Consider the following 20,653-nt stretch of genomic DNA (forward strand, 5'->3'; position numbering starts at 1 on the left):
TTGTTCGATCATCGTTGCATGAAATTGCCCTTGGTTTCCTCTCTTTTCCTCCTGGCCGCCCTCAACCTGCACGCGCAGACGCCTGCACCCGCACCTGCTCCGGCACTCACGCTCAAGGCCAGCACAGATCATCCGGATGCCCTGTATAAAACCGGTGAGACCGCGACCTTCACCATCGAGGCGCAACAGGACGGCAAACCGCTGCCGGAGGGGAAGGTGGTCTGTGTGCTTTCCAAGGACGGCCTCCAGCCTCAGCCGCCGCAGACTCTGAACATCAAGGACGGCAAGGCGACGATCATCGGCAAGCTGGACGAACCCGGCTTCCTGCTGCTGCGTGCCACGAGCGACAAGGCGACGACGATGGCTGGAGCGGGCTACGACCCGCTGCTGCTCAAGCCCAGCATGCCGGTGCCGGATGATTTTGAGGCGTTCTGGAACGCGCAGAAAGCCGCACTGGCGCAGGTTCCTGCGAAAGCCACTCTCACCCCCGTCACCACGGGCGCACCCAAGGGAGTGGAGGCCTTTGACGTGCAGATCGACTGCTTGGGCAAGCCGGTGAGCGGCTATTTTGGCAAGCCGGTGAATGCCAAGGCAAAGTCCCTCCCTGCGATCCTGCATGTGCATGGAGCAGGCGTGCGCAGTTCCAATCTGGGCAGCGTCTCATGGGCGCTCCAGGAAGGCGGCATGCTTTCCATGGACATCAATGCACACGGCCTGCCCAATGGGAAGCCGAAGGAGTTTTATGATGCTTTGGCGGCGGGCGAATTGAAGGACTACCGCATCGAAGGCGTGCAGGATCGCGAGAAGGTTTATTTCAAAGGCATGTTCCTGCGACTGATCCGGGCGATTGATTTCCTCACCTCGCAGCCCGAGTGGGATGGCAAGACGCTCATCGTCTATGGCTCCAGCCAGGGAGGGTTTCAGGCCTTTGCAGCGGCGGGTCTGGACGCACGCGTTTCCTACATTTGCGCCGGCGTTCCTGCTGGCTGTGATCACACCGGCAGCCAGGCCAACCGGATTGCAGGCTGGCCCAAAATCGTCCCCAACGGCGCCGATGGCAAACCGAACCCTGCGGCGCTGCAGGCCTCCCGCTATTTTGACAACGTCAACTTTGCCGCCCGTGCCAAATGCCAGGGCGCGGTGGTGACGGTGGGATTCATCGACACCACCTGCCCGCCGACCAGCGTTTATGCGGCCTACAACGCTCTGACCATTCCCAAGGCCATTCACAACGACGTGCTCGCCGGACACACCAACACGCCTGCGGCCAGCAAGTTCATGCAGGCGGCGGCCCTCAAGCATGTGCGGGACAGCAAGGCCCGGTGACAACGGGTGCGACCGCCAAAAAACTGCGGTCGTTTCCAAATGACTCCAAAGGAACATTTTCTGCCTGCTTGCACTCGTATGGACCACTGCCACGGTGCGGCATGCCAAAGCGGATCGCCATTTTTGGAGGCAGCTTCAATCCACCAGGAAATCACCATGCCGCCATCGCGGCAAGACTGGCGCAGGAATTTGACGAGGTGCGGGTGATCCCTTGTGGGCCGCGTCCGGACAAGCCGACGACGGACAGTGTTCCGGCGGTGTATCGTGCGGCGCTGGCAGACATCGTGTTTGGCGGTCTTGCCGGCGTGACGGTGGATCTCTCGGATTTCGAACAGGATACCTTCACGCGGAACTATGAACTCCAGACGCGCTTTGCGCCATTGGGAGAGGTCTGGCATGTGGTGGGTGCGGACCTGCTCGTGGGAGGGGCGCGGGGGGAGTCTCTCATTCAGCGGACGTGGAAACACGGCGCGGAACTCTGGCAGCAGGCCCATTTTGCCGTGCTCAAACGGCCGGGCTACCAGCTGAATGACGGCGATCTGCCGCCACACGTGCAAATCATCGAGCTGCTGGTGGAAGGCTCCAGCACCGAAATCCGCGATGCCTTGAGCCGGGGAGTGCCCGTGGGGAATCTGGTGCCGCCGCGAGCCCAGGCCTATATGGCTCGCTACGGTCTGTACCGAGCACCGGTGCCGGGAAACTGGGCTCGGGGCACGCTGGAGGGCGCGCAGTTTTTTCTCCAGGCGGATACCGCCATCCCAAAGGTGCGTGACTTGTGCAGCGCCGTGGATGGCAAGCATGTGGCCATGCAGGACGCGGAGTTCATCAGCGTGATCGGGGGGGACGGGGCCATGCTGCGAAGCATCCGCGAGCACTGGCGCGCAAGACTACCCTTTTTTGGCATCAATGCCGGGCATCTCGGCTTCCTGCTGAATGCGCCCGAGCAGGTGCAGGCGCATTCCTTTCCTCCCAGTGACGTCATCTTCCGCCAGATGCCGATGCTGTTCCTTGAGTTTGAAGACGAAGACGGGCAGCGGCACTCGGCGCATGGCTTCAATGACGCGTGGCTGGAGCGCGCCACCAGCCAGTCTGCCTGGCTGGAGATCACGGTGAACAATGTGCCCCGCATTCCCAAACTGGTGTGCGATGGGGCTCTGGTGGCCACCGCCGCCGGCTCCACGGCCTATGCCCGCAGCATGGGCGCGGCACCGCTGCTGGCGGATACACCCGCATGGCTGCTGGTGGGCTCCAACGTGCTGCAGCCGGCGCACTGGCGCAGTGCGCTGCTCTCTCCGGACACGACGGTGGAGATCCGCAACATTGATCCTCTCCACCGGCCGGTGCAGGCATACGTGGACGGTCTCAGCCGAGGACGGGTGGTGGCGCTGCATGCGCGCATGTCCCGGGCTGCGGCGGCGGAACTGGTCTTTTGTGCCAGCCATGACATGGCGGAGAAAATTGCAGCCATCCAATTCGGAGCATGATCGCGGCTTTTCAAAAGGGCGAAGCCTTGCTGGCAGACATGGCGGCAGCCTCCCATGAGAAAGACGTGCTGCACGTCTGGTGGCTGGGGCAGAGCGGGTTTCTGGTGCAGTGGGCAGGGGAGCGCCTGCTGTTTGATCCCTACCTTTCCGACTCGCTGACAACAAAATACGCCGCCACCGACAAGCCGCATGTGCGCATGACGGAGCGCTGCATTGATCCCCGGCAGCTCACCGGCATCAGCCGGGTGACGGCGAGCCATGTGCACACGGACCACCTGGATGGCGCCACCCTGGTACCTCTGGCGGCGGCGAATCCCGGTTTCCGGCTCTATCTGCCGCATCCCATCATGGATGAGGCCCAAAAACGTCTGGGAGATGCCGAGGTGACCTTCTGCGGAATCGGGGACCACGATGTCTATGTCGAGCATGGCTGGGAACTGCGCGGCGTGATCGCCAAGCACAACGAGGTGCTGCGGGATGCGCAGGGCGACTGCCACTACACGGGTTTTCTGGTGAAGTGCGGCCCCTTCACCCTCTACCACAGTGGAGACACGCTCTGGCACGAGGACATCCTCAAGATGGTGTGTGAGCATCCCTGCGATCTGATGCTGCTGCCGATCAACGGGAACAAACCTGAACGCCGGGTGGCCGGAAACCTCAATGGCACGGAGGCTGCCGCGCTGGCCAGGGCCGGAAATGCGCGGCTCGTGGTGCCCTGCCACTACGACATGTTTGAATTCAACACAGAATCTCCCGCCGAATTTGTGAACGCCTGCGAACGGCTGCAGCAGCCATATCAAGTGATGCGCTGCGGAGAAAAACTAGAGATCAGGAAGTAGTGGGGAGGGAGGGCTCCTGGCTGGCGCATCACCTGGCCACGGCCTGGCCGCTGGCGGTCCAGGCATTGAAGCCTCCTTTGAGAAGCAGGATGTTTTTGAAGCCCTGCTTGTGCATTTCGACAGCGATCAACTGGGCGCGCCCGCCGATCGCACAATAGACGATGCAGGGTTTCGCGTGGTCCAGCTTGGAGATCGCGTCGAGAGTTTCCTTTCCGTGAAAATAATCGAAATGCAGCGAATTCAGCACGTGGCCCCGTGAGCGGCGCTCATCTTCGGTCCTGACATCAACGATGAGTGTCTCGGGATGATCCACCAGCTGGCGTTGGACATCTCCCGGGGCAATTTCGTGAATTTCGGCGGGGATGATCGGTGCAGGGGGCAGGTTTTCTGCCGCGGCCCAGAGGGAGAAAGCGCAGAGCAGAACGAAGAGGGGACCAAATCTCATGAAGCGGGAGAGGTAGGAAAAAGGATGCTCTTAATTCGAGAGCGAACAAACATCCCTTTCGCGGTGAAAAGAACCCGGAAAGGAATCGAGGATAGGGGGGGAAATGAAGGCTGCCAATATGGAGATTGTGAGAAATTTGTGAGAATTATGAAATTTATCTTGAATCAATCTTCAACACTGAGTATAAATACAATAATTCGAGATTGAACGACTCCAAGAGCTGAACAACTCGAAGCAACACCAACAGCCAAAACACACAAACACACTATGAAAAACATCAAGCTCAACACCTCCCGCAAGGCTGGCTTCAGCCTCGTTGAAATGCTCGTCGTCATCGCCATCATCGGCATCATCGCCGCGATCGCGATCCCGAACATCGGCAACCTGAACGACAGCGCCCGTGACGCTGCCGCCAAGCGCAATGCCCAGACCGTCTCCTCCGTGCTTAACGCCGCCATCGCTGCTGGCGTTGACACCACTGGCTGGGACAGCACGAACCTCCTTGCCAAGGCCCAGACGGGCGTGACGCCTTCCACGGGCGCCTTCTCCGGCAAGCTGTTCACCTCCGGCCCAATCAACGACACTGAAGAAACCAAGGTCGCCAGCTACCTGACCTGGGACGGCACCAACAAGCAGGTGAAGTACGATCCAGGCACCTACTAATACTGGTGCTGACGCGCCCGGCGCTGGGGATTAAACTCAGTTTCGGACGATTCACGTCCGCCGGGGAGGTGACTCCCCGGCGGTTTTTTTGCAACAGGTAGCAGGGGTGGAGCTGACTATGAACACGACAGTCGGACAGCAGAGACAGAAGGGATTCAGCTTTGTCGAGGCGATCTTCACGATTGCCATCATCGGCATCATGTCATCTCTCGTGGTGGCCGCCATTTCCAATGCCTCGCGTGACGCGCACCGCGTCATGGCCCGGCAGCAGCAGGTGTCTGTGCAGAGCGCTCTCACGGCATGGGTGATGGCCCAGGGCCGGGTGGGAAGCACCTCCCAGGTTCGCAGCCTTGAAAGTGTTCGCTCCACCTACAACTCGCTGCCCAGCAGCCTGGCACGTTTCAACCTTCTGGTTCCCAATCCCACTTCGCCTGACCCCACTTTGCGCGCCGGATTCATCGATCAAACGACAGCCGACCACTTTCTGGATTACACGACCAACGCCAACCAGCTCCTGACCGCCGCTTTGAGCAATGCGCAGCAGTACCTCACGCTGCCCGACTGGCAGAGCGGAGATTTTCCACGTGTCAACCTGGCCAACCAATAAGGAAGCGCAGACATTTTCCCCGCCATGAACGCCACACAGACCCGCCGACGCTCACTCATCCGCGCTTTTTCGCTGGTGGAGATGATGGCCTGCGTATCGATCATCGGCATCATCGCCTTCATGGCGATCCCTTCGGTCACGCGCATGCGCGGTGACAGTGAGCGCAACCTCGCCATCGCACGCGCGGAGGCGCTGAACCTGGCGCAGGCGAGCTTCATCCAGGTGCGCGGGCGGACTCAGGCAGCCCTGGACTGGGCCGCTGCCTCGACTCCGGACTCGAAATACCTCCTGCTGCGTCCCTACCTGAGTTTTTCCGAGGCGACGCTGACTGCCTTTCTGCCCTCCGGATACTCGGTGGGTTTCGCCGCATCCATCACCTCCATGACGAAGGTGTCGCTGACCAGTCCCACCGGAATCATTTACTACTGACGCACTCATGGCATGAACACCTCCACTCACAGGAGATTTCGCTTGCTGCAAACCACCTGCCAGAAGTCTGGCAGGGAGGGCGGATATTCTGTGACTGAACTGGTGATCGTGATTTCGATCATGGGTGTGATGGCAGCTCTCACGGTGGGGTCTTTCAGCCAGTTTATTGGCGGCTCCAAGGATGCGCTGGCAGTGGAGCGAAAAGAAATGCTGAACCAGGCGGTTTATCGCTTCGCACAGAATAATTATGAACTGCAGTTTGATGCAAACAGCGGCTCTCTGGCGGACGAACTGGTCATTCTGCGTACGCTGCAATTTCGGGATCCCAATGTGAACCGGGCGAAGATCGGCTCCCCCTACGTCGATCCGCGGTACAACCCCATTTCCTCCAGCGATACCTCGGTGCACCGCCTGCGCTGGACGGGCAAGATGTTTGAACTGCTGTCTCCAGGGACAAGCGGATCGGGCATTCTCATGAATTTCGAAGGTACGGACTTCACCACGGCATTTGTCTTCCCGCCGAACTTTCAAACGGCCGGACATTGATTCTGCCACGCCCCACCCCATGTCTGCCCTCCTACAGATCCCGACGAACTCTCCCGCACCAAAATCCTTTGGTGCTGCGAGTAATCCGCCAAACACGATAGTCGAGGCCCGGCAGACAGCGATCCTGGCGATTCAATCCATCGAAGGCCTGGCGCTGCAGCATGGCATGCTGCCGGTGACGCTCCTGCGCGAGAGCTGCTCTCCTGATGCGGAGCGCCTGATCCGCAAACTCGGCCGCGTGCCTTATGTGGCGGATCCATGGCTGCCCGTGAGCACCATCGGGCCGCTGCTGGTGATGGCGCACCACAACCCAAGGGCGGGAGATCTGTGGGGAGTGCCGCACTTCCTCACGATTCGTGTGCTGGTGACGCAGGAGCAGTACCAGAACACCCGCAAGGATCTGGTGCAGCGCTTCGGCCAGATGCCAATCTCCCAGTCCAATGCCATGGAGCAGCTCCAGCCGCCGGTGTTTTCCGACCTTGGGCTGGACGGCACCTTCCAGTGGCTGCTGGAGCACTACCCGTATGAGCCGGCTGAAATCACCAAGCTGAAAGGGTTTTACGAGGCACAAAAGGGCAAGTCCGAGACGCTGGGCATCACGAATTTTAATGTGGTGCAGCGCAACATGGGCATCGCCCTCCAGCATCTCGTCAGCGGATGCAGGACGCTGGTATACAGCGCCAATGAGGCGCCGCGGCAGACATTCTTCCCGATTCCGCTGCTGGAACGGCACAACGTTTATCCGCTCTACATAGGCAAGCAGGTGGTCTTCCTGCTGAGCGAGAGCACAGACTGCTACGCCTTCGAGGACGAATGGCTCTCGATGGGCAATCCCTCGGTGAAGATCGTGCCCGTGCTGGCGGATCTGGCAAGCATCCGTGATGCGATCAACCGCGCAGGCGCCACCTTTGACCCCAGCGCAGTGGCTTCCGTGGAGGGGGCCTCGCTCTCCGTGGCTGATGACGCCAGCGTCGTGGAGATTTCTCCCGAAGACATGGCGCGGATCAATCCGCAGAACCCGAACACGGATCCGGAGCAGCTGGTGCAGTGGGCGCTGTTCACCGCCATCCGCTGCCGGGCATCTGACTTGCACCTGGAGAAGTTTTACAGCTTCACGCGCTTCCGCGCGCGCATGGACGGCACCATGAAGACGATCATGACGGCGCCGGAGAGCCAGCTGAACCGCTATGTGGCGCTGCTGAAAAACTACGCCGGCATGAGCCAGAACCGGCAGGAGTGTCAGGACGGGCGAATGGCGCTCTCCATCGGTCGCCGGCGGGTGGACGTCCGTGTTGCGGCCGTGCCGACCCGGCGTGAGTTCCAGAAGGTCATCATGCGTTTCCTGGACAAGCAGGATGGCGTGAAGCGGCTCTCGGACTTCAATCTCTCCCAGCGGCAGATCGACATTCTCACCCGCACGATGCAGCGCGACCAGGGGCTGGTGCTCGTAACCGGTCCCACGGGTTCTGGTAAAACGACCACGCTCTACGCGCTGCTGAACAGCGTGAACGACGAGAGCGTCAACATCCAGACCATCGAAGACCCCATCGAATATGAAATCGAGGGAATCAACCAGACGCAGACAAACAACGCCCGCGGGCTGGACTTCGCCAATGGGCTGCGCGCCCTGCTGCGTGCCGACCCGGACATCATCCTGATCGGTGAGTCGCGTGATGCGGAAACAGCGGGGGCGGCAGTGAACGCCTCGCTCACGGGCCATCTGGTGCTCACCACGCTGCATGCCAATGACTCGCTGCGTGCGGTTTCACGACTGCTTTCAATGGGGGTGGAAAAATACCTGCTCGCGGACTCGCTGGCCCTGAGCCAGGCACAGCGACTGGCGCGCCGCCTGTGCAGCTACTGCAAACAGCCCATGCAGGCGCCGCAGGATGTGCAGGACCTGCTGGCGAAGCAGGCCGTCATCACCCAGCCGATCACCACGCCGATCTACAACGCCCGCGGATGCGACGAGTGCCATGGCACCGGATATGCCGGTCGCGTGGCCCTGATGGAGCTGTGCGAGGTGAACAACGAACTTCGGGATCTGGTCGAAGAAGGCGCGCCGCTCAGCGCGATGCGAGCTGCCGCCTTCAAAAATGGATTCCGCTCTCTTTACCAGGAAGGCCTGCAGCAGGTCATCGGGGGGCACACCTCGCTCGATGAGATCAAATGCCTGAGCTACACCGCCATGTAAGCCGCCTGAAAATTTAAACACACAACGATTCTCCGCCATGTCAGAAACCACCCAGCTAATGCCTCGTGATTTTGCCTCCCGTGCCATCGCACGAGTGCTGCTAGTCGATGATGAACCCCATGTTCTCGCCGTAGGCAAAGCCGTGCTGGAGGCGCACGGGTTTGAGGCCATTGCCACGCGCAGCGGCGAGGAGGCGCTCGAACTTGTGCGGAAGGGGCTGGAGGAGGGGCAGCGCTTCACGGCAGCCATTCTGGACCTGACCATGCCGGGCGGGGCCTCGGGATTTGAGGTGCTCGAATGGCTGCGTGCCTGTGATCCTCGAATGCCAGTGATCGCCTGCAGCGGGTATTTCCAGGAAGATGTGAAGGATCTCTGCCAGGCCATAGGCTTCGTGGATGTGCTGCACAAACCCTTCAACCTCGAAAGCCTCTGTCTCGCGGTACGCCGTGCGATGGTTCAGGAATCAGATGCGACTGAACCGGGTCAAATGACCTTCAAAAATGGCTTCGCATCATGAGGTTTAACTTCCAGATCGCCAACCGCTTTACCCTGCTCGGCATGTTTGCCGTTTTGGTGGGGGCAGGGGCGACTGCGGCCGGGTTTATCTGGCAGGAGTTCATCACGCTGCGGTTTGTGCAGAGTTCTTATCTGGGTGCTGTCGCGCTGGCGGGCCAGATGGAACTGAACCGGCAGGCGCTGAGCGAGAGCGAGCTGACCGGGGTGGCTTCGCTCAACTGGGAGAATGAAACGCGCATGCGTATGCGGCTGCAGACTGTGGACATTCCGCCCGCTCTGCAGAACCTCGGCCTGCAGGTGGAGGTGGTGGCCCCGCGTCAGCAGGCAGCCGGCATGGGTTCTCCGCCCGTGGCAAAGTCTCCACCGATCGCCATCATTCCCGTCTGCCAGAACTGCGTCATTGATGACCCTTCTCCGGCGCACATGGAGAACTTGATCTATCGCGTCATGGCAGGCAGCACCCTGGTGATGGATGACACCAGCGACAGTCGGAATCTGGAGATCAATGGCGGAGACCACTGGCTTATCAGCGCAGCGCCCTTGTACTCACGCAGCGGGCATGTGGCGGGAGCTTTCATCGTGCGCCAGCCTCTGGTGCAGCTGAGGCATCTTTTTAATGCTCAGCGCCTTACCGTGCCCATTCTTGGCGCATGTGCAGGACTGGCCCTGGCCGTGTTCAGCTTTTACATCATCGGCAGACGCATCACCAAAAAAACCCACGCCCTCATTGACGCCTTCCGCGCCATGCGCTCCGGAAATCTGAATGTCCGCGTCCCTGCACGTGGCTGCGATGACCTGGACCTGGTGCAGGAGGAGTTCAACACCATGATCTCCCATGTGCAGGAGGAGGACCAGCGCAAGCACACCCTCCTGGTGGAATACGAAGCCGCCAAACGTCAGGCGGAAACCGCCACTGCCGCGAAGGGCAGCTTTCTGGCGAACATGAGCCATGAGATCCGCACACCGATGAACGGCATCATCGGCACCACCAGCCTGCTCATTGAAATGGGGCTCGATCCGGAGCAGGAGGAGCTGATCCGCATGATCCGCTCCAGCGGTGAATCACTCCTTCATGTCATCAATGACATCCTCGACTTCTCCAAGCTCGAGTCCGCCAAGATGGACATGGAAAAGCTGCCGGTGGACATCGAGAAACTGCTCAGTGAGACCACGGATGTCTTCTCCCACAAGGCTGCGGAGAAAAACATCGAGCTCAACGTGCACATCGACTCGGCGCTGCCGCGCAAGGTGCTCGGAGATTTCCAGCGCATCAAACAGATCCTGGTGAACCTGGTTGGCAACGCCATCAAATTCACCGAGAAGGGCGAAATCCTGATCCTGGTGCGCCAGGTTTCAAGGCAAACTCCGCAGGGGGACAAAACACTGCTGCATTTCTCCGTGCGTGACACGGGCATCGGCATTCCGCCCGAAAAAATCGGCCAGCTCTTCCAGGCATTCAATCAGGCGGACACCTCCACGACGCGCAAATATGGCGGCACGGGCCTGGGGCTCGCCATCTCCAAAAAACTCATCAAAATGATGCAGGGGGAGATCAGTGTGGTGAGCGAGGAAGGGAAGGGGTCTGACTTCTTCTTTGAACTGCCTCTCGTCGTCGCTCCGGACGATGAATCACGCGATGAAGAGCTGTCTTGGATCGATGTGGTCAAGGCGCGGCCGGTTGCCGTTTACAGCGCGCATCCCACCACTCTGCAGGTACTGAACCAGTCGCTGATGCAGTGGGGAATGACGGTGAGACTGCTGAGAGACCGTTCTCTCTCCGAACTCGACGACGTGATTGAAGAAGCCGGCCTGTTCATCATCGATGTGACGGGAATCCGGCACGAGGAGGCTGTCGTTCTTTTGAATGCGGCCGCCATGCGTGGCACCGCGATCATCACCATTATGTCCATCACCAGCGCCAAGCTGGACCGTGAACGCTTCAGCCCGCCTGCCGGCAGCCGGCATACGCGGCTGTCCAAGCCGATCAAGCGCCGCGAGCTTTTGCGCACCATGGCGGAGCTGTACCGCATGCCGCGCCGCGTCATTCTTTCTCCCGTCGTCGCGCAGGCAGCGCCTCCGGCCTGGTCCGCCAATGCGCCGACCCAGATGGCGGCCCCTGCGCCAAACCTCCGCCCGATCACTACGCCGGTGAATCAGCAGCAGCCGGTGATGATGCCGCAGATGGTTTCTCCGCAGATGATGCCTCCGCCTGTGCAGCAGCCAATGATGATGCCGCAGGCATCGCCACAGCCTGCCTACTACCAGCCGCAGCCTCAAGGCATGCCGATGGTGCAGCACAACGCAGCCACTTTTGAGTCGCCGTCCGTTTTGGAAACGCCGCCGCCTCCGGCCATATCCAATCATGCGGGAGCACGTGCCGCAGCGGGTGGTCATGACATTCAGGTCTCCCAGGCCACCAATCGTGCCATCGCCAAGGCCGCCAAAGCGGAGGCTGACAATTTTGCCAGTCAGAACCCGGCGCACATTCTGCTGGTGGAGGACCAGCCCTTGAATCAGAAGATCGCAAGCATGCTGCTGCAGCGCCTAGGTTATGTGCGGATGGACATTGCCAACAATGGTGAAGAGGCCGTAAACATGGTCGCACAGGGCGGCTATGACATCATCTTCATGGATTTGCAGATGCCGGTGATGGGCGGGGTGGAGGCCACCCGGCGCATCCGCGGAAACTTCCAGCTCAAGCACCAGCCCGCCATCATTGCCATGACGGGACATGCGCTCACGGGGGTTAAAGAAGAATGCCGTGACTGCGGCATGAACGCCTTCCTTACCAAGCCCGTGTCACTGGATGATTTCCGCCGCGTCATTCCTCCTGCGCTCGCAGTGGAAGCCTCGCAGATTCCGATGAATTTCTAAAGCATGGCCGGAGGTGTGTCCGGCTCATGCGTTGGTCGGCGCAGGTACTTTCTCACTTCTCAGGCAGCCACTGGGCCGCATCGATGATGACGTGTCCATGAGTGCCTTCATTGCGCACCTCCACCCAGCCGGCTTTTCCTTTCTCAAACGAGAATGTTCCCAGCGGCAGAAGGACATCCTTTTCGGGTGCTTTCTTCTTTTGATTTACGATCACCGTTTTTTCACCGCCTGCGTAATGAATCACCACAGGCACGTTGTCCGCGCGGTTGGCCAGCGCAGTGTAGGTGATGGCCACGCGATATTTTCCAGCAGCCGGGAGATCAGGAATGAAGCGCGCCTTCTGTTCACCTTTGGCGGTGTCGCCATCGTGGCGGTAGCCTGCGCCGACGTAGCCGGGAGTGGTGTGTCCTTCGCTGGTAAAGCCGTTGAGGTCAGCCTCGCTGTCGTCCACGACAATGCCGCCGAGCTTTTCCTTGGTGAGGGAGACGTGCTCCGGCACGGCGGGAGATTCGAAGTCGAGCACCTGTCCGTCGGCCAGCATTTTCTCCTTCAGCTTCGCGTAATCGATCTGCTGCAGCGTCCTTCCGGAGTCGATGGCAATCACAGCCGCTGTCGCCGAGCTCTGGCCCATGACCATGAAGACAGGTTCCATGCGGATGCTGCCATAGGCGATGTGCGTGGCGCTGAGGCAGACGGGCACCAGGAGGTTGGTGCATTCCTCCGCTTTCGGCGTGATGCTGCGGTAGCTGATGGGGTAGGGGCGCGTGCCGATCTGGATGTCGCCTTCATTGCGCACGAAACCTTCCTTGGTGATGTAGCGCTGCACATTGTGCGAGTCCATGTTGTAGGCGCCCATGCCGACGCTGTCTTCCACGATCTCGCGGCGCTTGCAGTTCTTCTCGCTCATCACATAGCCGCCGACCATACGACGTGCTTCGCGGACGTAGAGCTGGCGCGGCCAGTTGCCGTTGTCTTTGAATTCATCCTTGGCCAGACCAAGCTTCTGGTAGGCGGCGCGGATTTTTTCCGGCACGCGGGGATGGTGGGCATAGGTCCACATGAGGCCTTTCTGCCAGTCTTCATGGGCCTTCCAGATTTTTTCACGGGTGGCGTAGTCGCCATCGGGATAATCAAAGTTCTGGCCGATGAAGTCGCTGCTGATGGCGAAGTTGTTGTTGGTGTCGGTCTTGCGGTTTGGCATCCAGGTGGGCGCCCATGAGATGCGCTCGTCACCGGCCTCGACATTGCGCAGCGCGAGTTCGAACCACTTTTCGTCATAGCTGGCGGGTTTCTCCCAGTCGCGGCGGTTTTCAGGCACGTCCGTGGTGCACATGCGGAAGTTGTAGGCCTGGAGCTTGCGGTCGCCGGTTTCGTCCTCGCCGATGTCGCCGGGGTCAATGCCGGGGAGCACGCCGCTCTTGGGATCGCCGGGTTTTACGTAGGGATCCACATTCTTGATGAACTGGTGGTGGATGGTCTTGACCTTTTGCACGCCGTTGATGGTCTCGCCATACATGGCGTTTGCCTCGCGGCCCACGGCGTAGCTCACGCCAGCCTTCGCCATCAAATCGCCCTCATACGTGGCGTCGATGAACATTTTTCCTTCAAAGCCCCGGCCGCTTTCCATGACGATTTTCGTGATGCGTGCGCCCTCCTTCACCACACCCTTTTTCAAATCCAGCCGCTCGCTGAAAACCACCGTCACCTTGTCCTTTACCGCGGCCAGCATGGCGTCGTAGATCTCCGTGGCCACATGCGGCTCAAAGGTCCACATCGTGTCTTCGGTGCCGGTGTTGCCGTGCTGTTTTTTGGCAAAGTACTCCTCCCGCGTCTGGTGCTGCCACTTGGCTGCCTCGTTGTAGTACTTGAAGACATTGGCGTAAAACTCACGCGACATGCCGCCAATGGCCTTCTTATTGCCGATGTCCGTAGCGCCGAGTCCGCCGGTGGTGAGGCCGCCCAAAAACTTCGTGGGTTCAATCAGCACCGCCGTCTTTCCCATGCGCGCCGCCTGGATGGCCGCGGTGATGCCCCCGGAGGAACCGCCATAGACGACGATGTCATACGAATCGGCCGCCGCCAGCGAGGAGAGGGCGGCAAAGGTGGAAAGCAGGAAGGCAGGGAGGAGTTTCATGGTTGTTGCACCCATCCCAGCGCAGGCGGGGGCTTTTTGCAACTGCGGGAAAGCCCTTGAGCCAAATTGACAAGACTCTTCTCTCGGCTCAGGTGGTTTTCATGACGAGTCCTCCGCATCCCGCTACACAGCCTGCTCCAGCCGCGGGTTCCGCGAGCGGACTATTGCGCCAGGTCTCAGCTGAGGATCTGCCCCTTTTCTTTGAGCACCAGTCAGACAAGGAGGCGGTGTGCATGGCCGCTTTCACTGTGAAAAACCCCGATGACCACGAGGCGTTTAGGGTGCATTGGAGAAGGCTGCTTGAGGATCCCGATATCATGGTGCTCGCCATCGCGCAGGAAGACGGCAAAACCGTCGGGCATGTGATGAGCTATGCCATGGAGGGGAGCCTTGAGGTCACGTATTGGCTGGGCAGGGAATACTGGGGGCGCGGACTTGCCACACGTGCTCTCTCCGAATTCCTGCGCCAACACCAGCCCGCCCGCCCGATCTACGCACGTGCGGCCGCGGACAATACCGCCTCCATCCGTGTCCTCACCAAGTGCGGCTTCGTGCTTTCCGGGCGAAACCGCGATTACGCCAACGCGCGGGGCGCCGAGATCGAAGAATGCGTTTTCTGCCTTGGGGGAGCGCCTGCTGAAGCGGTCTAAAAAATATAATCGAATAGTTCCAGAAATGGAGCGTCAGAGTGCAGGACAAAGATTTACACCACCACCCATGAAGACATCTCTCGCTCGGACGTTTACTTTCGCTGCCTTGCTGCTGGCAATTTCTCTCACTTCCTGCGTTGGGCCTTACCCCTACGGCGGGGGGTATGGTTACGGCGGGGGCTACGGGTATGGAGGAGGTGGGTACGGCGGGAACAGTGGCAGCACCGTCGCGGGAGCGCTCCTCGGTGCGGGTGCCGGCGGCATCATTGGCAATCAGCGCCACCGCGGTCTGGAGGGTGCTGCCATCGGCGGTGTTCTGGGCGCTCTGGCCGGAAGCATGTTGAACAATGGTCAGCGCTATCAGCAGCAGGGCTGCAGCCAGCCCTACTACAATCAGGGGTATCCGCAGCAGTCCGGCTACGGGTACCGGCCGCAGCCAAGTTATGGCTATGGCCAGCAGTCCAGCTACTACCCCGGCGGCGCTTACAGCCCTCAGCCTCCAGTCAATCCCAACAATCCTTACGCGTTCGGGAACTGGCAGTAAAAAGTGTCTCAGAGCGGGCGTTTGAATCATCGCGGCGGCTTTACCCGCCGCGATTTTTTTTTCACTCATCATGCCCGCCAACCCTGCCGCCGCCGACTCTGCCTACCCCTCTCCTGGACCTTCCACTGCGCGCTGGTGGCAAAATGAAGACTGGCTGGCAGTTCTGGCCGCACTGCCACTTCTGATCGCAGTCGCCAAGGGCTGGAATCCGAAGATGCCTGCGATGGCCTGGAGTGGCGCGGCTGACTGGTCGAAGGCCTTTTCCGCCGACAATTTTGCCGTCAGCGGTGTGCTGCTGGCTGTGTTTCTTGGCATCTCGGTTCTGGCTCTGGCGGCTTCGCTGGGAAAGAAAATAGGTGCTTTTCTCTGCGGGGCCGTGGTGGTCTTTGTTTTGGGCTGGCTCTCCCAGTGGATCGCGGGCTATGCGGGCGTAAAGGCCTGGGGATTGGAATACGTGGTCTTTGCGCTTGGGCTCGGGCTGCTGTGGAGCCATTTGCTGCCGGTGCCCGGCTGGCTGCGTGAGGCGGTGCGCACTGAGTTTTTCATCAAGGTGGGCATCGTCCTCCTCGGTGCGACAATCCTGCTGCAGGAGATGATGAAGGCGGGTCTGCCGGGACTGGCGCAGGCTGCACTGGTCATCCCGGTGGTTTGGTATGTGTGCTATTTCATCTCCCGCAAGCTCAAGGTGGACGATGAATTTGGGGTGATGCTCTCCACTGCGGTTTCCATCTGCGGGGTGTCTGCAGCCATCGCAGCTTGCGGAGCCATCCAGGGCGACCGCAAAAAGCTCTCCTATGTGACTTCCATCGTGCTGCTCTGCGCCGTTCCGATGATGATCCTGATGCCTTGGGCCATCAAGTCGATGGGCCTGTCCGAAGCGGTGGGCGGAGCATGGATCGGAGGAACGCTGGACACCAGCGGCTCGGTGGCGGCAGCGACGGAGCAGGTGGGCAAGGACGCGACCAAGATCGGGGTCATTGTGAAGCTCTCGCAGAACGTTCTCATCGGCGTGGCTGCATTTGTTTTGTCCATCTGGTGGACCATGCGCGGTGGCAAAGACGGTGCGTCCAAGAAGGAGAAACCCTCCATCGGTGTCATCTGGGAGCGCTTTCCGAAATTTGTCATCGGATTCGTCATCGCCTCGGTGGTGTTTTCCTATTTTGTGCCCACAGCCGTTGTTGAGGCCTCCAGCAAGCCGCTCAAGGGACTGCGCGAACTGTGGTTTGCAGCGGCCTTTGTCTGCATCGGCCTGGAGACACGTCTGGGTGAGCTCTTCAATCTGGGGGGCGGGAAGCCCGCGCTGGCTTTCCTTGGCGGCCAGATTTTCAACATCGCCTGGACGCTGATTCTGGCCATGTGGCTGTTTGGGAACTGATCAAATATCAAACGACACCGTCTCCCGCGCCCGCTCCTTCTCGATGATCTGCGCAATGGTGTGCTCTGCAAACCATTGCGCCACCTGGTCCCGGAGACCGCTGAAGACCTGTCCCAGCGCATCCTTCTCCGCACCGGGCAGGGGATCAAACGGTCCGTCAAACAGTGCCACCACTTCTCCCAGGGAGATCCGCGCCGGTTGCGCCACAAGCTGGTAGCCCCCGCCCACGCCTCGCTTGCTGCGCAGCAGTCCGCCGTTTTTCAAGGCCAGCAGGATCTGCTCCAGAAACTTCAGCGGGATGTGCTCCTGGCTGGAGAGATCCTGGATGGAGAAGTTTGTGCCCTCGCGCTCACGCCCCATCGCCACCAGGGCGCGGAGGGCGTATTCGGCTTTCTTGGAAATCTTCATGGGCGGGGTGTATCGAGCACCAAATGAGCGCTGGTGCAAACTGCGATTTGCCGTTGCGCCCTTTCCGCTTCATTCATCGTTATCACTCTTCACCTGCATGGCTGACGACTTCTTTGCCGCCCCGCCCTCGGAGCCGCCGCGCGCGGCTGCGGCGGTGCACCATGCAGGCGCGCCGCTGGCCTCCCGCATGCGCCCGCGCACCCTTGCGGAGTATGCCGGCCAGCAGCACATTTTGGCCGAGGGAAAGCTGCTGCGCCGCGCCGTGCAGGCAGACCGCTTTTCCTCCATCATCCTTTATGGGCCGCCCGGCGTGGGAAAGACCACGCTCGCCCATATCATCTCCCAGGAGACCAAGTCGCGCTTCGTCACCCTCAGCGGCGTGGAGAGCAGCGTGGCGGACATCCGCAAGGAGGCTGAGAACGCCGGACACCACCTGCGCCTCTACAACAAGACGACCATCCTGTTTGTGGATGAGATCCACCGCTTCAACAAAGCGCAGCAGGACGTGCTCCTCCCGCACCTGGAGCGCGGTACCCTGCGCTTCATCGGCGCCACGACGCACAATCCCTTCTTTTACGTCAACAGCCCCCTCGTCAGCCGTTCTCAGGTCTTCACGCTGGAGCCTCTTGGCATCGCGGATCTTGAATCACTCATGGACCGTGCGCTTAGCGACACCGAGCGCGGTCTGGGCACCATGCACGCCCGCATCGAGCCGGATGCTAGGCTCCATCTTGCCACCGTGGCCGATGGCGATGCCCGCCGCTGCCTGAATGCGCTGGAACTCGCCGTGCTCTCCACTCAGCCTGATGCGGCGGGTGAGATCGTGATCACCCTGGCCGCCGCAGAAGAATCCGTGCAGCAAAAGACGGTCGTCTATGATGGGGATGGCGATGCGCACTACGACACCATCAGCGCCTTCATCAAGAGCATGCGCGCCTCTGATCCCGATGCGGCGCTCTACTGGCTGGCGAAGATGCTCTATGCCGGCGAAGACATACGCTTCATCGCACGGCGCATCGTCATTGCCGCCAGCGAAGACATCGGCATGGCGGACAGCAACGCGCTGCGCGTGGCTGTGGCTGCGCAGCAGGCTGTCGAGTTCATCGGCATGCCGGAAGCACGAATCATCCTCGCGCATGCGACGATTTACAACGCGACCGCGCCCAAGAGCAACCGTTCTTACACCGCCATCGATGCGGCTTTGGACGATGTGAAAAACGGCCGCACCTTGCCAGTGCCCAAGCACCTGCGCGACGCACATCACAAAAAAGCCGCCAAAGAATTTGGCCACGGCGAGGGCTATCTCTACCCACACAATTACGAAGGCGGCTTCGTGCCTCAGCGCTGCCTGGAGGGCGGCAGACAATACTATGATCCCACGGCGAATGGTTTGGAGGCTCGCATCAAAGAGCGTCTCGATCACTGGCGGAAGCTTTGGGAAGCACAAGGGGAATAAGCCCAGAAGGCTTGGAGTCGATCGCTAGCTGCCCGCCTGTCTTGTTTAGTGATTACGGTAATTAAGGCATGCTGAACTTTAAAAGTATATAAAATATGCTTTTTATATTGAACATATATGAAATTTACAGTATCTTTTTCGTAATTACAAAAATAACCAGCCATGTACAACTCACGTTTGATCACCTCTGGTCTGTGTGGTGCCCTGATGGCCACTCTTTCAGCCTGTGCTTTGCCCAAACAGCCCCTGCTGACTTACTTGAAGGAAATGCGGCACCAGAAAGCTGCCCCTCTGCAAACTGGCGTCAAATACGAGGTGCGTAAAGCGCTGGCGACGAACATTCCTTTCCGCCCCAGTTCGATCAAACGATACACATTCGTCTTTAATGAGCCGAAACCGCCGCTGATGATGGCGTCAAATCTGCATCGCAATTCTCAGATGCGCGTGCGCACCACCGCCTACACCCACAATGAAAGCGATCACATCGTCTATGGGGTTAAGAACGCGATCGGCACCAATTTGAAGTTTGGCAGCATTCGCAGCGCCGCGGCAGACTGGTCGCGCTTTCCCGTGGGCACCCAGTTCCGCATCGCGGGACAACCCGGAGTGACGTACGTGGTGGATGATTATGGCAGCGCTCTCGTCGGCACGGGCACGATCGATCTGTATAAACCCAGCCGCAATCAGATGGACGCCTGGGGTGTGCGCCATGTGGACATTGAAGTCATCCACTGGGGATCGTATGAGAAAAGCATGGAACTGATGCGGGACCGCACCAAGTGGCGGCATGTGCGCGCCATGATGGAAGGCATTGAGGCGCGTTTGCGCACTGCAGGGATGCCTGCTGGCAGGACGCCGTTCACCGCAGCGCTGTAAAACAAAGGGAAGGGACGGTAAATCAGCGATATTCCACGGCACAAACCGCCGTTAGAAATCGCACTCATGCGTTTCGTTCTTCTTTCGTTGTTCCTCGTTGCCGCCGGTTTCAGCTCTGCCCAGGTAAAGCCGGGAGCGCAGACGCATATCACTCCCCGGCAGATCGCAGCCGCGCTGGGAAAGGCGTCGCAGCCGGCAGCGCAAAAAGAACTGCACGACCAGGTGATGAAGCTCTTTGGGCGTCAAAATCTGACCCAGGGCCGCGCCGCAGCCAAGATCGAGACCACGACCGTGGCCTGGGCCATCATTGATCCCAAGCCTGCTCGTGTCGTGCAACAGGACGGCACGCTCATTGGCGAAATGACGGCGCTGACTGATGACGGCCTGCAGGTGCTGGTGACGGAAATGCCGAATTTTTCTGAAATCGGCTATCGTGTCGAATCCGAGGGCATGCCCCATCTGGCGGGCACAGTGCATGTCGAACATTTCGAGTACACGGCGGACAGCCAGCCGCAGAAGGACGTGCCGCAGGGCAGGCTGGAGAAGTTTGAATGGAGCACGAGCGAGGTTTTTCCGGACACGGTGCGTGACGTCACCGTGTATCTCCCAGCCGGATTCCAAGCTGGGGAGGAAACCTGCCTCATGGTCTGGCAGGATGGCTCGCGGCATGTGGATCCGAATGGCTCCATGCGCGTCTCGGTGGTGTTTGACAATCTCATTCACAAAAAGGAGATGCCGCGCACGGTGGGCGTCTTCATTGATCCAGGCCGCATGAAAAAGCAAAAGCCCGGGGAGAAAGCGGCCAACCGCGGCTTTGAGTATGACTCGCTCGGAGATGCGTATGCGCGCTTCCTGCTTGAGGAGATTCTGCCGGAGGTTGGGAAGCGGTATCAGACCAAGTTTCGCCCGCAGCCGGAGGCCTGGGCGATTGCGGGCGGTTCATCCGGCGGCATCTGCTCCTTCACCGTGGCGTGGGAGAAGCCTGACAAATTCCGCAAGGTGCTCTCTTGGGTGGGCTCCTTCGTCGATCTTAGAGGCGGAGACGTGTATCCCTCGCTCATTCGTGCCGGAGAACGCAAACCCATCCGCATCTACCTCCTCGATGGCGAAAATGATCTGGACAACAAATTTGGCAACTGGCCGATTGCCAACAAGCAGATGGCAGCGGCGCTCAAATACAAGGACTACGACTTCCGGATCGACTGGACGAAGTGCTTCCACGGCAGCAAGGGCATGGCTCCAAACCTGCCAGAGGCATTGCGCTGGCTGTGGCGTGATGTGAAGTAA

General features: G+C 59.9%; 19 protein-coding genes. 16 read left to right on the top strand and 3 right to left on the bottom strand.

Annotated elements, in window-relative coordinates; all coding sequences use genetic code 11:
• Positions 1–18 precede the first annotated feature (18 nt).
• The 3 genes from ACILSO_RS27285 to ACILSO_RS27295 all read left to right on the top strand — a co-directional run bounded on the left by ACILSO_RS27285 (position 19) and on the right by ACILSO_RS27295 (position 3,649).
• Complete coding sequence (locus ACILSO_RS27285) at positions 19–1,326, top strand: acetylxylan esterase (RefSeq protein WP_395740655.1); 1,308 nt, start codon at positions 19–21, stop codon at positions 1,324–1,326.
• Positions 1,327–1,427: 101 nt separating this feature from the next.
• Positions 1,428–2,810 carry an NAD(+)/NADH kinase gene (locus tag ACILSO_RS27290; protein ID WP_395740656.1) on the top strand — a complete coding sequence of 461 codons (1,383 nt, stop codon included), beginning with the start codon at positions 1,428–1,430 and terminating at the stop codon, positions 2,808–2,810.
• Positions 2,807–3,649, top strand: coding sequence for an MBL fold metallo-hydrolase (locus ACILSO_RS27295; protein ID WP_395740657.1), 843 nt, complete (start codon positions 2,807–2,809; stop codon positions 3,647–3,649). The genes ACILSO_RS27290 and ACILSO_RS27295 overlap by 4 nt, the downstream gene beginning before the upstream one ends.
• 28 nt (positions 3,650–3,677) lie before the next feature.
• Here ACILSO_RS27295 and ACILSO_RS27300 read toward each other — a convergent pair whose 3' ends face one another.
• Complete coding sequence (locus ACILSO_RS27300; protein WP_395740658.1) at positions 3,678–4,094, bottom strand: rhodanese-like domain-containing protein; 417 nt, start codon at positions 4,092–4,094, stop codon at positions 3,678–3,680.
• A 267-nt stretch (positions 4,095–4,361) separates the two neighbouring features.
• Here ACILSO_RS27300 and ACILSO_RS27305 point away from each other — a divergent pair, with 267 nt between their 5' ends.
• The 7 genes from ACILSO_RS27305 to ACILSO_RS27335 all read left to right on the top strand — a co-directional run bounded on the left by ACILSO_RS27305 (position 4,362) and on the right by ACILSO_RS27335 (position 11,923).
• Positions 4,362–4,757 (top strand): prepilin-type N-terminal cleavage/methylation domain-containing protein, encoded by a 396-nt coding sequence (locus ACILSO_RS27305; protein WP_395740659.1) that lies wholly within the window; start codon positions 4,362–4,364, stop codon positions 4,755–4,757.
• Positions 4,758–4,875: 118 nt separating this feature from the next.
• Positions 4,876–5,364, top strand: a complete 489-nt coding sequence (locus ACILSO_RS27310) for a type II secretion system protein (RefSeq protein WP_395740660.1) — start codon at positions 4,876–4,878, stop codon at positions 5,362–5,364.
• A gap of 24 nt (positions 5,365–5,388) precedes the next feature.
• Positions 5,389–5,793, top strand: coding sequence for a type II secretion system protein (locus tag ACILSO_RS27315; protein WP_395740661.1), 405 nt, complete (start codon positions 5,389–5,391; stop codon positions 5,791–5,793).
• Between the two features lie 12 nt (positions 5,794–5,805).
• Positions 5,806–6,339 carry a type II secretion system protein gene (locus ACILSO_RS27320; RefSeq protein ID WP_395740662.1) on the top strand — a complete coding sequence of 178 codons (534 nt, stop codon included), beginning with the start codon at positions 5,806–5,808 and terminating at the stop codon, positions 6,337–6,339.
• Between the two features lie 19 nt (positions 6,340–6,358).
• Positions 6,359–8,533: a GspE/PulE family protein gene (locus ACILSO_RS27325; RefSeq protein ID WP_395740663.1), complete on the top strand. Its 2,175-nt coding sequence runs from the start codon at positions 6,359–6,361 to the stop codon at positions 8,531–8,533.
• A 37-nt stretch (positions 8,534–8,570) separates the two neighbouring features.
• Positions 8,571–9,050, top strand: coding sequence for a response regulator (locus ACILSO_RS27330; protein WP_395740664.1), 480 nt, complete (start codon positions 8,571–8,573; stop codon positions 9,048–9,050).
• Complete coding sequence (locus tag ACILSO_RS27335; RefSeq protein WP_395740665.1) at positions 9,047–11,923, top strand: ATP-binding protein; 2,877 nt, start codon at positions 9,047–9,049, stop codon at positions 11,921–11,923. The genes ACILSO_RS27330 and ACILSO_RS27335 overlap by 4 nt, the downstream gene beginning before the upstream one ends.
• A gap of 52 nt (positions 11,924–11,975) precedes the next feature.
• Here ACILSO_RS27335 and ACILSO_RS27340 read toward each other — a convergent pair whose 3' ends face one another.
• Complete coding sequence (locus ACILSO_RS27340) at positions 11,976–14,057, bottom strand: FAD-dependent oxidoreductase (protein ID WP_395740666.1); 2,082 nt, start codon at positions 14,055–14,057, stop codon at positions 11,976–11,978.
• Between the two features lie 101 nt (positions 14,058–14,158).
• On the opposite strand from ACILSO_RS27340, the gene ACILSO_RS27345 reads away from it, so the two are divergent.
• From ACILSO_RS27345 to ACILSO_RS27355, 3 genes are all read left to right on the top strand, one after another.
• On the top strand, positions 14,159–14,707 hold the full coding sequence (locus ACILSO_RS27345) for a GNAT family N-acetyltransferase (protein WP_395740735.1): 549 nt from the start codon (positions 14,159–14,161) through the stop codon (positions 14,705–14,707).
• A gap of 67 nt (positions 14,708–14,774) precedes the next feature.
• On the top strand, positions 14,775–15,251 hold the full coding sequence (locus tag ACILSO_RS27350) for a hypothetical protein (RefSeq protein ID WP_395740667.1): 477 nt from the start codon (positions 14,775–14,777) through the stop codon (positions 15,249–15,251).
• Between the two features lie 70 nt (positions 15,252–15,321).
• The gene (locus ACILSO_RS27355) at positions 15,322–16,626 is read left to right on the top strand and encodes a YeiH family protein (protein WP_395740668.1); all 1,305 of its coding nucleotides are present in this window, start codon (positions 15,322–15,324) and stop codon (positions 16,624–16,626) included.
• Here the strand turns inward: ACILSO_RS27355 and ACILSO_RS27360 are convergent, their stop codons facing one another.
• A complete protein-coding gene (locus ACILSO_RS27360) occupies positions 16,627–17,034 on the bottom strand; it encodes an RrF2 family transcriptional regulator (protein WP_395740669.1) in 408 nt (135 codons plus the stop codon).
• Between the two features lie 97 nt (positions 17,035–17,131).
• Here ACILSO_RS27360 and ACILSO_RS27365 point away from each other — a divergent pair, with 97 nt between their 5' ends.
• The 3 genes from ACILSO_RS27365 (at position 17,132) to ACILSO_RS27375 (ending at position 20,653) form a co-directional block, all read left to right on the top strand.
• A complete protein-coding gene (locus ACILSO_RS27365) occupies positions 17,132–18,490 on the top strand; it encodes a replication-associated recombination protein A (RefSeq protein ID WP_395740670.1) in 1,359 nt (452 codons plus the stop codon).
• A gap of 162 nt (positions 18,491–18,652) precedes the next feature.
• The gene (locus ACILSO_RS27370) at positions 18,653–19,366 is read left to right on the top strand and encodes a 3D domain-containing protein (RefSeq protein ID WP_395740671.1); all 714 of its coding nucleotides are present in this window, start codon (positions 18,653–18,655) and stop codon (positions 19,364–19,366) included.
• 66 nt (positions 19,367–19,432) lie between these two features.
• Positions 19,433–20,653, top strand: coding sequence for an alpha/beta hydrolase (locus ACILSO_RS27375; protein WP_395740672.1), 1,221 nt, complete (start codon positions 19,433–19,435; stop codon positions 20,651–20,653).

Source organism: Prosthecobacter sp. (genome assembly GCF_044226605.1).
In the GTDB taxonomy this organism is placed as follows: domain Bacteria; phylum Verrucomicrobiota; class Verrucomicrobiia; order Verrucomicrobiales; family Verrucomicrobiaceae; genus Prosthecobacter.

Bases quoted from the DNA above. Each gene is read 5' to 3' on its own strand.
- ACILSO_RS27365 (WP_395740670.1), top strand. From the start codon at position 17,132: ATGGCTGACGACTTCTTTGCCGCCCCGCCCTCGGAGCCGCCGCGCGCG.
- ACILSO_RS27295 (WP_395740657.1), top strand. From the start codon at position 2,807: ATGATCGCGGCTTTTCAAAAGGGCGAAGCCTTGCTGGCAGACATGGCG.
- ACILSO_RS27350 (WP_395740667.1), top strand. From the start codon at position 14,775: ATGAAGACATCTCTCGCTCGGACGTTTACTTTCGCTGCCTTGCTGCTG.
- ACILSO_RS27355 (WP_395740668.1), top strand. From the start codon at position 15,322: ATGCCCGCCAACCCTGCCGCCGCCGACTCTGCCTACCCCTCTCCTGGA.
- ACILSO_RS27305 (WP_395740659.1), top strand. From the start codon at position 4,362: ATGAAAAACATCAAGCTCAACACCTCCCGCAAGGCTGGCTTCAGCCTC.
- ACILSO_RS27345 (WP_395740735.1), top strand. From the start codon at position 14,159: ATGACGAGTCCTCCGCATCCCGCTACACAGCCTGCTCCAGCCGCGGGT.
- ACILSO_RS27360 (WP_395740669.1), bottom strand. From the start codon at position 17,034: ATGAAGATTTCCAAGAAAGCCGAATACGCCCTCCGCGCCCTGGTGGCG.
- ACILSO_RS27290 (WP_395740656.1), top strand. From the start codon at position 1,428: ATGCCAAAGCGGATCGCCATTTTTGGAGGCAGCTTCAATCCACCAGGA.
- ACILSO_RS27335 (WP_395740665.1), top strand. From the start codon at position 9,047: ATGAGGTTTAACTTCCAGATCGCCAACCGCTTTACCCTGCTCGGCATG.
- ACILSO_RS27320 (WP_395740662.1), top strand. From the start codon at position 5,806: ATGAACACCTCCACTCACAGGAGATTTCGCTTGCTGCAAACCACCTGC.
- ACILSO_RS27285 (WP_395740655.1), top strand. From the start codon at position 19: ATGAAATTGCCCTTGGTTTCCTCTCTTTTCCTCCTGGCCGCCCTCAAC.
- ACILSO_RS27375 (WP_395740672.1), top strand. From the start codon at position 19,433: ATGCGTTTCGTTCTTCTTTCGTTGTTCCTCGTTGCCGCCGGTTTCAGC.
- ACILSO_RS27325 (WP_395740663.1), top strand. From the start codon at position 6,359: ATGTCTGCCCTCCTACAGATCCCGACGAACTCTCCCGCACCAAAATCC.
- ACILSO_RS27330 (WP_395740664.1), top strand. From the start codon at position 8,571: ATGTCAGAAACCACCCAGCTAATGCCTCGTGATTTTGCCTCCCGTGCC.
- ACILSO_RS27300 (WP_395740658.1), bottom strand. From the start codon at position 4,094: ATGAGATTTGGTCCCCTCTTCGTTCTGCTCTGCGCTTTCTCCCTCTGG.
- ACILSO_RS27315 (WP_395740661.1), top strand. From the start codon at position 5,389: ATGAACGCCACACAGACCCGCCGACGCTCACTCATCCGCGCTTTTTCG.
- ACILSO_RS27370 (WP_395740671.1), top strand. From the start codon at position 18,653: ATGTACAACTCACGTTTGATCACCTCTGGTCTGTGTGGTGCCCTGATG.
- ACILSO_RS27340 (WP_395740666.1), bottom strand. From the start codon at position 14,057: ATGAAACTCCTCCCTGCCTTCCTGCTTTCCACCTTTGCCGCCCTCTCC.
- ACILSO_RS27310 (WP_395740660.1), top strand. From the start codon at position 4,876: ATGAACACGACAGTCGGACAGCAGAGACAGAAGGGATTCAGCTTTGTC.